The organism is Asaia sp. HumB, from assembly GCF_030263835.1.
Taxonomy (GTDB): domain Bacteria; phylum Pseudomonadota; class Alphaproteobacteria; order Acetobacterales; family Acetobacteraceae; genus Asaia; species Asaia bogorensis.
In genome coordinates this window covers 1,750,468-1,764,275 of sequence record NZ_JARPML010000002.1, presented here as the reverse complement: position 1 = coordinate 1,764,275, position 13,808 = coordinate 1,750,468, and the positions used below count along the sequence as shown (strand labels likewise).

The window sequence follows — 13,808 nt, the reverse complement described above, 5'->3', positions numbered from 1 at the left end:
GGGGAAACTCCAGTCCTTAAAGGCTCAGTTCGCCATCCTGAGCAAAAAGCGCCAAGGGAGCGACAGGCATGATCGTGCTCACCGCATGCTTGTAGACAAGCTGGGTGTGGCCGTCACGACGCAGAATGATCGTCTCATGATCAAATTGAGGGATGACGCCCTGCAATTTCACGCCATTGACGAGAAAAACCGTCACGGGAAGCGCATGTTCCTGCAGATGCTGGAGGAAGAGGGATTGTACGGTTTCACCCTCCTGGAATTCGGCAAAGGGGGCGGTCTGGGGCGATGGGGTGGGGTTTGCTCTGGCCAAGATTGCTCTTCTTCTTTTCAGGTGTTTGCAGGGGCCCCTGTCCGGGGGGCCGGGAGACAACGCGTGAAACAGGCTCCCGGCTTTATGGCCCCTACCTTATCTTTATTGAGATAGGGTTTCCAGACTCACAAAGTCCGGTCTTCAGGTGTCACGCCAAGCTGCTTGAGCTTGCGATGAAGGGCGCTACGCTCCATCCCGACAAAATTCGCAGTACGGCTGATGTTTCCGCCAAAACGCAAGAGCTGCACCTGCAGATATTGCGTTTCAAACAGGTCGCGCGCCTCACGAAGGGGCAGCGCCATGACATCCGCGCCCGCATCGAGACGCGTCATGGAGGGGGCGCCCTGGCTGACCGTGCTGGGCAGCATATCCGCGCGAATGAGATCCTGACCATTGGGCATCATGATCAGAAGGCGCTCCATAAGATTGCGCAGCTCCCGGATATTCCCCGGCCATTCATAGGATTGCAGCGCAGCCAGCGCATCGACCGACAGCTCGCGCGGCGCAAGACCGGCATTCTCGGCGTAACGACGCAGGAAATGCTGCGCAAGGGACGGGATATCCTCACGACGTTCACGCAGGGAGGGCAGACGCAGCGGCACCACAGCCAGACGGTAGTAAAGGTCCTCACGGAAACGCCCCAAGGCAATTTCACCCTGAAGATCGCGGTTTGTGGTGGCGATCACACGCACATCCACCTTGACCCTTGTCGAACCACCCAATCGCTCGAACGTCTGGTCCTGCAACGCGCGCACGATCTTGCCCTGGGTCTCCAGCGGCATGTCCGCCACTTCGTCCAACAGCAGCGTTCCCTTATGGGCACGCTCCAGCACGCCGGTGCGGCGCATCACACCATCGGATTGCCCCTCGATGCCAAAAAGCTCTTCCTCGAAACGGTTTGGCGCGAGCGTTGCACAGTTCAGGGCGATAAACGGCCCCGTGCCGCGGCGCGAGCGGGCATGCACCATACGCGCTGCGATTTCCTTGCCCGACCCAGCAGGGCCGGTAATCAGCACGCGTGAATTTGTGGGCGCCACACGCTCGATCTGCCCCCGCACGGCGCTGATGCCGGGGCCGTCACCGAAAAGCAGCGTCTCGTTTCCCGAGCGCAGACGCAGCTCAGCATTCTCGCGTTCAAGGCGCGCGGCTTCCAGCGCGCGCTGGACAACAACAATCAGACGATCAGCCTGAAAGGGCTTTTCGATGAAATCATAGGCCCCGTGCTGAAGGCTCGAAACGGCAGTCTCGATGGTGCCGTGGCCGGAAATCATGACGACCGGCAGACCCGACTCCTCCGCCTTGATCGTCTTGAGCAGATCGATACCATCAAGGCGCGATCCCTGCAGCCATATGTCGAGGATGACCAGCGACGGACGACGCGCCCGGAACGCCGCCAGCGCCTGATCCGAATTGGCGGCAACGCGCGTTTCATATCCCTCATCACGAAGGAGCCCCTCGATGAGAAGCCGGATATCCGGCTCGTCATCGACGATCAGGATTTCATGCTCCATGCGCATTCCTCATCAGAAGTTCACTGCTCCCTGCTCGTCTGGACCATAAGGTCGGGCTGTGCATCGGACACCTCGCGCACAGGCAGGGTGAGCGTCGAGACGGTTCCACGTCCGTCCGGTCGGTCCTCCAGCCTGATCCCACCTGTGTGATCCTCCATGATCTTCTTGACGATGGCGAGCCCCAGCCCCGTCCCTTTCGGTTTGTGCGTGATATACGGTTCCGTCAAGCGGTGGCGGTCAACAGAAGGCAAACCGATGCCGTCGTCAATGACCTGCACCATGGCTTCTCCCCCCGCAACCCCCAGAGCCACGCGTATACTTCCCTGGGTCGCCCGCCTTTCATTCCCCGCTTCGCCCTGTCCGTCCATCCGAGCGGTGTCACCCTGCTCCTCACGTTCCTTCGCCGCCATGGCCACGGCATCGGCAGCATTCTGCAGCAAATTGGTCAGGGCCTGGCCAATCAGGCGTCTGTCGCAATGCACGAGGGGGCCACGAGCCGGCATATCTGTCGTGTCATAGATGATTTCGGGATGAGCATTGCGCTGGAGGACCAGAGCTTCTCGCACAAGACGCGACAGATCCTCGTTCTTGAGAACGGGTTGCGGCATGCGGGCAAAAGACGAGAATTCATCCACCATACGCCCGATATCGCCAACATGACGCACGATGGTATCCACGCACTGACCAAATGTTTCCGGATCGGAACTGATCTCGCGCAGGAAGCGACGCTTCAGCCGCTCTGCCGAGAGCTGGATGGGCGTCAGCGGATTCTTGATTTCATGAGCGATGCGTCGGGCCACGTCGGCCCAGGCCGCCTTGCGCTGGGCCGCCAGAAGCGCCGTAATATCATCGAACGTGACAACATAGCCTGTCGAATCATCGCTTCCTTGCTCACCCACCACGCGCACCAGAAGTGTGCGGCCGGATGTACCCACGCTGGGGCCATCGCCAAGCACAGCCCCTCTCTCAGCGACATCGATCTGAATTTCCGCGGTGTGCGCCTGTCCGGGCTCTGCCCGCGCCTGATCGAGCATGGTGCCGAATTCCGGTACAACATCGCGCAGGGCCTGCCCCTTGCCACTGTCCAGGTCACGCTGGAGCAGTCTGGAGGCGGCGCGATTGGGTAATTCGATCACCTGATGCGCATCGAGACCAATCACGCCGGCCGACACACCCGAAAGCACCGTTTCGGTGAAGCGACGTCGCTCATCAATCTGCTCATAGGCTTCCATCAACTCGGTACGCTGGGTCGAAAGCTGATCGGTCATGCGGTTGAAGGCACGCGACAGGGTGCCAACCTCATCATCACGCCGGGCGTCGCGGGCCCGTGCTTCGGGCACACGCACACTCAGATCGCCCTCGCTCACCCGTCGCGCTGCCAGGATCAGGAGCCCGAGAGGCTGGGTAATCTGTTTGGCCAGAACCAGCCCCGTCAGCATGCCGATGCTGAGCACCAGCAGGCCCAGTAGCGCAAAGATCAGCGCAAAGCTCACCTGTATGGCCGAGCGATGCGCATCGAGACGCTGATATTCCGAAACGACTGCATCGGTATGGCGCATATGCTCAAGAATCTTGGCATCGACCGGACGTGTGATGACCAGCATCAGCCCGGAACTTGGCCCAAGGCTGACAACAGCGCGTACAGTGCGCTCATCCGGACTATCGAGAATCGCCACGTCATTGGTACGCGCGAGGGTCGTGGCATCCTTGGGCGGCAGGGCAAGCTGCTTGCCCTGCAAGGCTGCCAGCCCACCCGAGGCCACCACCTTGTTGGTGTAGGAATCGAACACCACGGCCTCGTTCAGGCCGCGTTCAGTGGCTTCCACATCCAGCATCATCCCGAGCTGACCCGGATCACGCATCAGATCCACGCCGTGGCGATACATCTCGTCATTATTGGCAGTGATGATGATGTTCGCGAGGGCAAAGGCCTCGGTGCGGATGTTGTCGTTATGCTCCTGCAGATAGCCTGCTGCCACGTCACGCGCTTCGGTCAGCGCCGTGTTCACCCGGTTGGAAAACCAGATCTGGATCCCGAAATGGAAGAACAGGGCTGCAAGCCCCCCGATCACCACAGTCGGGGCCACAGCGACCACGCCGAAAAGCGTAATCAGCCTGACATGAAGCCGCGCCCCTGCCAGACCGGTACGGCGCTCGGCAAGCATGCGCCCGACGCGCATGATCACCGCCGCCCCCAGAAGAAGAAGCACCACGAAATCGAGCAGGAACACGACGGATTCGATTTGGGGCCGGTAAGCGAAGGAAAGGCCACGCGCCAGAACAACAAATGTCGTGATCAGCAGAACCAGCGCCGCACAGGCCAGAACCATCGCCGTCTTGAGACGGCTGACACGCCGTATAACCCGCAGGATGGCAGAGTCATGCTCTGCCTGCGATCCGACCCCAGGCATGGCATCATCCGGGAAGGGGGTGGACGCATGCGTGATTACGGGCTTGTCCCTGTCTGTCATGACCGTGTGCGCCCTGTCTCGATGCCTAGAAGCTGCAGCCGTTTACGCAGCGTATTGCGATTGATCCCAAGAAGGGCAGCCGCCCTGATCTGATTACCCTCTGTCGCCCTGAGCACAAGGCGGAACAAAGGTCGCTCGACCTCTGCCAGCACGCGGGCATGAAGCGACCCCTGAATATCGCTTTCAAGATTGAGCATGGAGGGAAGATAACGCGCCAGAAGCCCCTGAAAAGAGGCGGCATCTGCCGTTGTGTCCACCCGATGCAGCGCAGCGAGACGCGACGCCGTCACGACCCCGCCCGCTCTGGATTGCGCAGCGTGAGACAGGAGCTGGCGTATCTGGCGGAAATTACCGGGCCAGTCCTGCTGTGCCAGCCAGTCAGCGCAATCCGGATGAAAAACCGCCTCTCCGCCATTCTGTTCGGCCCAGACGGCACAAAGCGCCCCCATATCGTCATGGCGCTCCCGCATGGCCGGAACGGTGACACAGTGCCGGCTCAGAAGGGTCGCCAGGGCCTCATCCATGCGGCGATCCTGCACAAGGCGCGCAGGCGTCCATGTACTGGTGCAGATCACCACCGGGCGTTCATTGGCCGGTTTATTGCACAACAGCAAAAGCAGACTGGCTTGCAGGCCTGGCTCGACAAGGCCGATCTCACCGATGAACAGGCACCCGGCCTGATCCGCCAGAGCCTCTTCAAAGGAAAGGCGGTCAATGACCGGCACGAAGCGCCCCGGTCGGGCAGACTGCACCCAGAGATAACGTGCAGCTCTTGTTCGGCCACTGCCTGCCTCACCGCACAGCATGAGTGCGTCGAGCGTCGGCAGGCAGGCATCAAGCCGATCTCGCAATTGTCGGACCGCTTCAGACTGCCCGTCAAAACCAAGACTGGCCGGTGCGGGATGCTTCAAGGCATGAGGCGCCACGTTCGCCGCGCCTCGGAAATCTGGCTCCGCATTTTCAGAAAGCACGCCGGCAGAGGCGCGATCGTGCGGCATCAGGACCGCACTGACACGGTTGCGATCATGATGCGCCCGACTGGCCAGGACCGGTAAGGCTAGGCGCGATCAGATCTCTCTCATTCAGAGAATGCAGAGGTTCGGAATACAGGGACGCATCATGATGCAGAAAATGCGTCATTCAGGCAGCTTCTTCAACTACATCGCCGGAATCGGGGCGCTGATGCGTGGATTCACGGTCGCGCACGACCCCGTTGGCGATCTGCTGGTCGTAGAACGCCGTGAGATGGTCGATCACATCCTGCGCTGTGTCCATCTTGTTGATGCTGGCACGAAACGCGGCTGAACCGGGCAGGCCGTGCGAGTACCAGGAAACGTGCTTACGTGCGAGACGAAGGCCGGGGCGCTCGCCGAAATGGTCCAGCATCATCCCGTAATGGCGCAGAACAATGGCTTTCTCCGTCTCAAGGTCCGGATCCGGCATGTTCTCGCCCGAACGAAGCGACTGCGCCACCTGGGCCAGGAACCACGGCCGCCCGTAGCAGCCGCGACCGATCATGACGCCATCCGCCCCCGAGGCCGCCAGCGCATCACGGGCATTCTGGATGGAAACGATATCCCCGTTGACGATCACAGGCAGAGAAACGCTTTCCTTCACCGAGCGAACGAAATGCCAGTCTGCCGTGCCGTTATAGAACATCTGGCGCGTACGCCCGTGGACGGTCACAAGGCGAATACCGACATCTTCGGCAATGCGGGCCAGGCGCGGGGCATTAAGCGACTGATGATCCCACCCCATGCGCATCTTCAGCGTTACCGGTACTGAAACGGCTTTGACCGTGGCTTCCAGCAAGGCCGCAGCCTTGACCTCATCACGCATGAGCGCGGATCCGGCAGATTGCCCTACCGCCACTTTTTTCACAGGGCAGCCAAAGTTGATGTCAATCAGGTCGGCTCCCTGATCCACGGCAATCCTGGCAGCTTGCGCCATCGCCTCGGGGTCACATCCTGCCAGCTGAACGGAGTTGGGGCCGTTCTCGGCGCTGCGCGCCATGCGCAGGGTGTTCTCGTTCTCACGCACCATGGCCCATGAGGCGATCATTTCCGACACCACCAGCCCGGCACCGAGATCACGCGCCAGCTGACGGAAGGGCAAATCCGTAACACCCGACATCGGCGCCAGAATGACCGGCGTCTCGATCACGACACCGCCGCCAAGATCGATCGGGCGTAGTTCAAGGCCGTGGCTCGACCCAGCCACGTCGGAAGAGGAGAGATTGCTCATGATGGGCCAAGGATACCGGCGGCCCTTGCGCGAAGCAATCAGAGATCGCCTCTCGTGGCACAGAGAGTCCCTTGCACAACCCGGCTTCTCACGCGTCGGGATCGTTCAGCTTGCCGGGCTTGCCAGCGCTTTGGTCAGACGGGTCAGAGCGGCCTCGTCCGCAGGCAGGCCGAAACGCAGCAGGGTTTCATCCCATGCAAAGCGTCGCACCAGTATTCCGGCCTGCGCCAGCCTTTCCCATATCTCCTGGGCATGGGCCGTTCGCCAGAGGCTGAAAAGCAGCGTTCCTCCCACAAATGCCAGGCCAGCATCATGCAACATATGGCGCAGGATTTGCGTCTGATGCGCGAGACGTAGGCCCATCGAGTCGCGCCAGGCCGTGTCCAGCAGCGCCTCTCGCCCGATCTGGCAACCCGCCGTGTTGACGGCCCAAGGGCCCATGACTTCCCGCATGGCATGAAGCACCGGATGGGTACCCAGCAGAAAGCCAAGACGGACCCCCGCGAGACCATAGGTCTTGCCGAAAGAGCGACAGACGATCAGGGCCCTGTGCGGCAGCAGGGATGCTGCACTGACGGGTTGGAAATCGGCAAAGGCTTCGTCAATGACCAGTACCCCGTCCGCATGGCCGTGACTTTCAGCGAGAGAGGCCATCTCTCCGGCACTCAGAACGTGCCCCGTCGGATTATTGGGCGCGCAGATGATTGTAACGATGTTTCGTCCCGGCATCGGCAGGGATGCACCATGCGGAATGAAGGTGATCGGTACCCCCGCTGCTGCCCAGGCGGCCTCGTGCCCGCTATAGGTGGGTGTCAGGATACGAACACCCTCTACGCTCTGCAGCCGCGAGAGCAGGATGGGCAACAACCCGATCAGCATCTGCGTACCCGGACCCGCCAGCACATGGTCTGGCGACACGCCGTAAGCCTGTGATGCCGCAAGACGCAGCGCCTCTTCCTCCGCCGGATCAGGCAGGCGCGAGAGAGCATCCGCCCCGGGCGGGGTGAAGGGATAGGCGAACGGATTGATGCCGGTTGAAAGATCGATCAGGGGGGTGGGAGCCTGCGGAAAGCGATGCGCCAGCGTGCTCAGCTGGCCCCCATGCGCGGGCCAGGGCGTCATGCTAGGATGCCGTTCCTCATGCTTTGCGGTCATCTTGCTCCATGTTCCTTCTCCTGACCCTTTGCGCTCTCGTGACAGAGAGCGTGTTCGGGTATCCGGACGCCCTGTTCCGCCTCATTGGCCACCCGGTAACATGGATTGGCCGGCTGATCACGGCACTGGACAAGGGGCTTAATCCGCTCGATCTCCCCTCCTGCGCGTCATCCCCCCGAGGGCAACGCTCGATCGTCGATATCCGGGCGCGTGGTTTGCTGGCACTTGTCCTCATCATCGCTGTCCCGACAGGGCTTACGATCGGAGCACAGGCTCTTGCCCGCGCCGTCCTGCCCATGCCGGTCACTTTCTGCCTCGAAATCTGCGCGGCCAGCACACTGATTGCCGGGCGATCCCTTCATGATCATGTACGGGCGGTTCTGACCGGGCTGCGCGCAGATGGCCTTGACGGTGGGCGCAAGGCGGTCGCGATGATTGTCGGACGCGACCCCGAGTCTCTCGATCTTGCCGGCGTGGTTCGTGCTGCCACGGAAAGTCTGGCCGAAAATTTTTCTGACGGTGTTGTGGCCCCTGTCTTCTGGCTGGCCGTTTTCGGCTTGCCCGGCGCCGTGGCCTATAAGGCCATCAATACGGCAGACAGCATGATCGGTCATATGACGCCGCGCCATGAGGCTTTTGGACGTGCCGCTGCCCTGTGCGATGACTGCGTGAATATCCCGGCATCCCGTCTGACCGCGCTCTGGCTCGTTCTGGCGAGTCTGGCACCGGGCTATTCGACACGGGGTGCCCTGCGCACGGTATGGCGTGATGCCTCCCGCCATCGCTCCCCCAATGCGGGATGGCCGGAAGCAGCCATGGCTGGCGCGCTTGCTTTGCGTCTGGCAGGCCCCAGGCAGTATGGTGGCACAGTCATTGCCGATTCCTGGATGGGCGATGGGAAAATGACGGCCGACACCCGCGATCTTGCCCGCGCCCTCACACTCTACCGTCTGGGGTGCCTGATACAGGGCGGCTTCCTGCTCGCCCTGTTTTGTGGAGTATGCTCATGAGCCCCCCCGCCTGTACCAGTGCGCCGGTTTTCGATCAGGATTTTCGGGACAGGCTCGACACGTTGTTCCAGTGGCGCCGCGATGTCCGCCATTTCCGGCGCGACCCTGTCCCTGAAGCGGTGCTCGACCATCTGCTGGCGGTGACCTGCGCCACCCCGTCGGTGGGACTCAGCCAACCATGGCGTTTCATGCGCATTGACGCACCCGAGCGCCGCGAGGCCGTGCGTCAGGAGTTCGTGCTGCGCAATGCCGAGGCTCTGGCCGCGAGAAGCGCCACGGATAATACGGCCTATGCCCGCCTCAAGCTCGCAGGGCTTGAGGATGCCCCGCATCATATTGCCGTCTTCTGTGACCCCGACCCCGCTCAGGGGCGTGGTCTGGGGCGCATGACCATGCCTGAAACGGTCCAGTGGTCGGCGGTCATGGCCATTCATGGTTTCTGGCTGGCAGCGCAAGCCCATAACGTCGGGCTGGGCTGGGTGTCCATTCTCGACCCGGCGCATATGAACCCGCTTCTGGATGCCGATCCGCACTGGCAGTTCATGGCCTATCTCTGCGTTGGCTATCCCGAGGAGGAGCACAGCACCCCCGAGCTGGAAAGACGCGGCTGGGAGCAGCGCTCGGGCGATCGTCATCGGTGGATCCTGCGCTGAGCAGCGCCCGGATTACGTCCGGCGCTGTCGGATCCCGATCTGGCCTCTCCTGACGCCTGACCGCCCCATGCTGCACCCCCGTCAATCGGGAAAAGGCAGCCCATGGGCGGCGCAGCTCATCCAGTCGATGAACAGACGCACCGCCGCCGAGCGCTGTTTTGTCGGGTAGGCGTAGGCCAGAATATCCCCGCTCTGGGCTGACCACTCGGGCAGGATCTTGACCAGCTGGGACGCGACACTCGGATGGTCATAAAGGAAATTCGGCAGGACCGAATAGCCCTGCCCGGCCATCAGACTCTCAAGAATCAGGTTGATTGGCCCCAGCGACAGATAAGGGCTTGATCCCAGACTGCGGGGCTCACCGCCGGCAGACAGGCGCCATCCATCCCGCCCGGGATCATCGACATAGCCAATGAACGGCAGACGGGCGAGCTGATCGAAACTCTCCACCGGGCCATACTGATCCAGAAAGCCACGCCCCGCCACCAGATGGCGCTCATACCCGCCGATCCGTCGCACATGCAGTGAAGGGTCATCGAATGGACGGGTGCGTATCGCCACATCGAACCATGTCATCTTGGCTTCAGACACGTCATCACCCAGAGAAAAACTGATCTGGCATGACGGATATCGTGCGGCGAAGGCATGAACCACCGGCAGGACGACATATCGCCCATAGGCGGCATTGGCGAGGATATGGAGTTTGCCCTGGGGGATGGAGCCATGATTCTGCGTATCGAGAAAAGCTGTCTCGATAGCCTCTACACCTGAATTGCAGCGCTGGTAGAACACCTCGCCAGCCCGTGTCGGGAGAATCTGCTTTGACGTTCTGATCAGCAGATCGGTCTGCAGAAAGGCCTCAAGTTCGATAATCGCCTTGCTTATAACGCTTTTTGACACGCCAAGGGTGCGCGCCGCACCGGAGATCGACCCCGCCTCAACCACCGATATAAAGTAAACCATGCCATTGAAATTTATCTTTTTTCTCATGGATTCCCTCAGGCATCGTTCTAAAAAACCGCACGATCCGTCGCAAAATTTTTCCTTGTTTTTACACAGCATTTCAGCCGATGCTCAGGATCGTAAAAACACGATGAAACTTCAGATACTCAACAGTCTTATTCGTTACACATCGTTAAATACGCCGAACGAACCAAATAGGTAACACCGCCTTTACGAATGTCTCTCTAGAAAACGCGGCCCACGATAAAAAACAAGACCGGAGATTGAGATGCACAGATTTAACCCACCCTCGACATTGCATAATGAAACTGTGAACAGCTGGAATAATTCCCTGGGGAATGCCGCATTCGTTCGCAATTTTTCTGACTCTCACCACGAGTATTATGAGTCGAAGATGGTATTCGATGGCGCTCCGCACGCGCTTGACGATGACAGCGAAACCCATTGCGCCGTAAATGATGGTCTGGACGACGCCATTTCTTTTCTCGGCACGGACACAGGGCTTCTCGACAACGTGCAGAACGATCCTGTATCGATCCGAGTTGTCTGGAACCTGCTCGAGAATGTTTCGCGGGTCTACCTCCCCAAGGTTTCCGCTGCCAGCGCCGATGAGACGGTTTGCCTGTCGGTCAAGGGCGACCCTTATTCGGTGCGCGAAAACGGCGTCATGCTCGACGCGCTGAACTACGTGCGTATGCTGTTTTCCGAAACGGCACGGGCCGTGCCCGCTTTCTGAATTCCGGTTTTCTGCATCTCATGGCCCGTGCCGGACGGGCCACCGGTGGCAATTTCCGGCTTCTCCCCGGCACACAAGCAAAATAAAGCGCCTTGCAAGCGACCCGTCAGATCGACAAGAGACGATCGATCGCGACATGCTCCTCAAGATGATCCGCCAGCGCATCGAGTACCGTCTCGATACGGGCCCTGTTATCGAACGGGGAAGATCCGGCGCCAAGCCATGACAGGAATGTAGCGCGCGCTGACGCGTGATCGAACAGGCCATGCAGATAGGTGCCACGAACACGGCCATCCTCCGAACAGGCACCATCCAGCCGCCCATCGGCAAAGCACAATACGGGCCGTGACAGGGCCGGCCCCTGTGTAACCCCGGCATGAATCTCGTAACCCGAAACTGCGGCACCTGACGGTAGAAGATGGCCGCCTGTCTGACGCACGGTCTTGCCGGGCATCAGACTGGTCTCGATATCGAGATATCCGAGCCCCTCGCGGGTTTGAGGGGTGCCCTCCAGACCGTGCGGGTCACTCACGCTGCGCCCGAGCATCTGGTACCCACCACAGATCCCCAGAATATGACCGCCACGCCGATGATGCGCTGCCAGGTCGATATCCCAGCCCTGCCCCCGGAAGAAATCCAGATCGGCAATCGTCGCCTTCGATCCCGGCAGAATGACCAGATCGCAGACAGGCAATGCCTCACCCGGCGGCACGAAGACCAGCGACAGGGCTGGCTCGGCGCGCAGGGCATCCATATCATCGAAATTGGCAATCATGGGCATAAGCGGCACCGCCACACGCCACGTACCTGCCCCCTGCCAGCCGGCGGGCAGATCGCCCGTATCCTCTGGAGGCAATTCGCGCATCGCAGGGAAAAACGGGACCAGACCGCAGGGTGTCCAGCCGGTGTGCTCGGCAATGAAACTCATGCCACTGGCAAACAGGCTGGCATCGCCACGCATACGATTGACGATGAATCCCCTTATCCGTTCGGCATCCAAGGGCGGCAGAACCGTGCGCGTTCCAACCAGGCTGGCAATGACGCCTCCACGGTCGATATCGCCTATCAGGATAACGGGAAGATCGGCCGCCTCGGCAAACCCCATATTCGCAATGTCATTGGCGCGCAGATTGACCTCTGAGGCTGAGCCCGCCCCTTCGACAAGCACAATATCCGCCTGAGCTTGCAGGTGATGGAAGCTCTCAAGCACGGCAGGCATCAGAAGAGGCTTTACCGCCTGATACTCACGCGCCTTGCGCTGCCCCCAGATCTTGCCTTGCAGAATGATCTGCGATCCATGCTCTGATTGCGGCTTGAGCAGGACCGGGTTCATGTGCACGCATGGCGCCACCCCGCAGGCCAACGCCTGAAGCGCCTGGGCACGGCCGATCTCGCCACCATCTGGCGTTACGGCAGCATTGTTGGACATGTTCTGGGGCTTGAAGGGCCGTACACGCAGCCCGCGCCGGGTCAGTGCCCGAGCCAGACCGGCCACCAGAACAGATTTGCCGACATTGGAGCCCGTTCCCTGAAACATCAGGGCGCGAGGGCTCAAAATTCGAAGCCCTGCTGGGCTTTTACACCATCACGGAAATGATGTTTCACCAGGGTCATCTCGGTGACCAGATCGGCAGCCTCGATCAACCATGCCGGGGCATTACGCCCGGTAATAACAACATGCTGATGCGCGGGGCGGCTGCCCAGACCTGCCAGCACCGTGGCCTCGTCGAGATAACCATAGCGCAACGCGATATTCAGCTCATCCAGCACCACCAGCGCCACATCCTCGCGTGCCAGCGCCACACAGGCCTGCTCCCAGGCCCGCTTGCAGGCGGCAATGTCCCGCTCACGGTCCTGCGTCTCCCAGGTGAATCCCTCTCCCAATGCGTGGAACTGGGCCAGATCGCCAAAGCGGGCGAGCGCCCGCCTCTCGCCTGTATCCCATGCCCCCTTGATGAACTGCACGACAACCACCTTGCGCTCATAACCAAGCATACGCAGGGCCAGGCCGAAAGCCGCTGTGGATTTGCCTTTGCCGGGGCCGGTATGAACCGCGATCAACCCTTTCTCGATCGTCTTTTCAGCCACCTCACGGTCCTGCACCTCCTTGCGGCGCTGCATTTTCGTGCGGTGACGATCACGTTCGGCCTCCGAAGGATCTCCCTCAGGGGTAGCGGGCAGGTCACTCATCGCATTCGTCTCCAAACACATCATCTTCAGGAAGTAGCCTCCGGAAGGAGGCCACATGCATGGTCATTTCATTTCGAGCGCACAGCCTGCCGCGACAAACAGGACGCGCTGCGCCCGCTGGGCCAGTTTCTGGTGCAGCAGCCCTGCCTCATCCCTGAACCGTCGTGCAAGGGCGTTTTCAGGCACGATGCCGAGCCCGACCTCATTGCCGACCAGCACCGTCAGGGCACTGCGCCTGTCCAGCGCATCAAGCAGGGTTTCGGTCGCCTGTTCAATATCGCGCTCCTCGAGAATCAGGTTGGTGAGCCACAAGGTCAGGCAATCCACAAGCGCCGGTTCGGGGCCGTCCAGCGCCGTGGCCAGATCGAGGGGGGCCTCGATCGTTTCCCAACCGGCGCCGCGTTGTGCCTGATGCAGGGCAATGCGGGAGCGCATTTCATCATCCCAGGCACGCCCCGTCGCGATATAGCGCCACGGCCCCGGTTCCGCCGTTACGAGCGCTTCGGCATGGCGGCTCTTGCCGGATCGGGCACCACCCAGAACAAGTATGGTTTTCATGACCGCT

13 protein-coding genes are annotated in these 13,808 nt (G+C 60.8%); 3 read left to right on the top strand and 10 right to left on the bottom strand.

The window, feature by feature from the left end:
• Nucleotides 1–16: 16 nt before the first annotated feature.
• From hfq to cobD, 6 genes are all read right to left on the bottom strand, one after another.
• Entirely contained in the window at nt 17–310 is a 294-nt protein-coding gene (gene hfq, locus P5689_RS09070; RefSeq protein WP_023977891.1) for an RNA chaperone Hfq, read from the bottom strand.
• 125 nt (nt 311–435) lie between these two features.
• Nucleotides 436–1,821 (bottom strand): sigma-54 dependent transcriptional regulator, encoded by a 1,386-nt coding sequence (locus tag P5689_RS09065; protein WP_285532904.1) that lies wholly within the window; start codon nt 1,819–1,821, stop codon nt 436–438.
• Nucleotides 1,822–1,841: 20 nt separating this feature from the next.
• Nucleotides 1,842–4,151: a PAS domain-containing sensor histidine kinase gene (locus tag P5689_RS09060; RefSeq protein ID WP_285533872.1), complete on the bottom strand. Its 2,310-nt coding sequence runs from the start codon at nt 4,149–4,151 to the stop codon at nt 1,842–1,844.
• A 137-nt stretch (nt 4,152–4,288) separates the two neighbouring features.
• Complete coding sequence (locus P5689_RS09055) at nt 4,289–5,290, bottom strand: helix-turn-helix domain-containing protein (protein ID WP_285532902.1); 1,002 nt, start codon at nt 5,288–5,290, stop codon at nt 4,289–4,291.
• Nucleotides 5,291–5,432: 142 nt separating this feature from the next.
• Nucleotides 5,433–6,536: a tRNA dihydrouridine synthase DusB gene (gene dusB, locus P5689_RS09050; RefSeq protein ID WP_285532901.1), complete on the bottom strand. Its 1,104-nt coding sequence runs from the start codon at nt 6,534–6,536 to the stop codon at nt 5,433–5,435.
• Between the two features lie 105 nt (nt 6,537–6,641).
• Nucleotides 6,642–7,658, bottom strand: coding sequence for a threonine-phosphate decarboxylase CobD (cobD, locus tag P5689_RS09045; protein WP_285532900.1), 1,017 nt, complete (start codon nt 7,656–7,658; stop codon nt 6,642–6,644).
• 41 nt (nt 7,659–7,699) lie between these two features.
• On the opposite strand from cobD, the gene cbiB reads away from it, so the two are divergent.
• Both cbiB and bluB read left to right on the top strand, forming a co-directional pair.
• Complete coding sequence (cbiB, locus tag P5689_RS09040) at nt 7,700–8,701, top strand: adenosylcobinamide-phosphate synthase CbiB (protein ID WP_285532899.1); 1,002 nt, start codon at nt 7,700–7,702, stop codon at nt 8,699–8,701.
• Nucleotides 8,698–9,354 carry a 5,6-dimethylbenzimidazole synthase gene (bluB, locus tag P5689_RS09035; protein WP_285532898.1) on the top strand — a complete coding sequence of 219 codons (657 nt, stop codon included), beginning with the start codon at nt 8,698–8,700 and terminating at the stop codon, nt 9,352–9,354. Before cbiB ends, bluB begins: the two co-directional genes overlap by 4 nt.
• 81 nt (nt 9,355–9,435) lie before the next feature.
• Here bluB and P5689_RS09030 read toward each other — a convergent pair whose 3' ends face one another.
• A complete protein-coding gene (locus P5689_RS09030; RefSeq protein WP_285532897.1) occupies nt 9,436–10,344 on the bottom strand; it encodes a LysR family transcriptional regulator in 909 nt (302 codons plus the stop codon).
• A gap of 367 nt (nt 10,345–10,711) precedes the next feature.
• Here P5689_RS09030 and P5689_RS09025 point away from each other — a divergent pair, with 367 nt between their 5' ends.
• A complete protein-coding gene (locus tag P5689_RS09025) occupies nt 10,712–11,053 on the top strand; it encodes a hypothetical protein (RefSeq protein ID WP_285532896.1) in 342 nt (113 codons plus the stop codon).
• A gap of 106 nt (nt 11,054–11,159) precedes the next feature.
• On the opposite strand, the gene P5689_RS09020 is transcribed toward P5689_RS09025, so the two are convergent.
• The 3 genes from P5689_RS09020 to cobU form a co-directional block, all read right to left on the bottom strand.
• Complete coding sequence (locus tag P5689_RS09020; protein ID WP_285533871.1) at nt 11,160–12,590, bottom strand: cobyric acid synthase; 1,431 nt, start codon at nt 12,588–12,590, stop codon at nt 11,160–11,162.
• Between the two features lie 14 nt (nt 12,591–12,604).
• Nucleotides 12,605–13,243, bottom strand: coding sequence for a cob(I)yrinic acid a,c-diamide adenosyltransferase (gene cobO / locus P5689_RS09015; RefSeq protein ID WP_285532895.1), 639 nt, complete (start codon nt 13,241–13,243; stop codon nt 12,605–12,607).
• A 63-nt stretch (nt 13,244–13,306) separates the two neighbouring features.
• On the bottom strand, nt 13,307–13,801 hold the full coding sequence (cobU, locus tag P5689_RS09010) for a bifunctional adenosylcobinamide kinase/adenosylcobinamide-phosphate guanylyltransferase (protein WP_122038673.1): 495 nt from the start codon (nt 13,799–13,801) through the stop codon (nt 13,307–13,309).
• Nucleotides 13,802–13,808 lie beyond the last annotated feature (7 nt).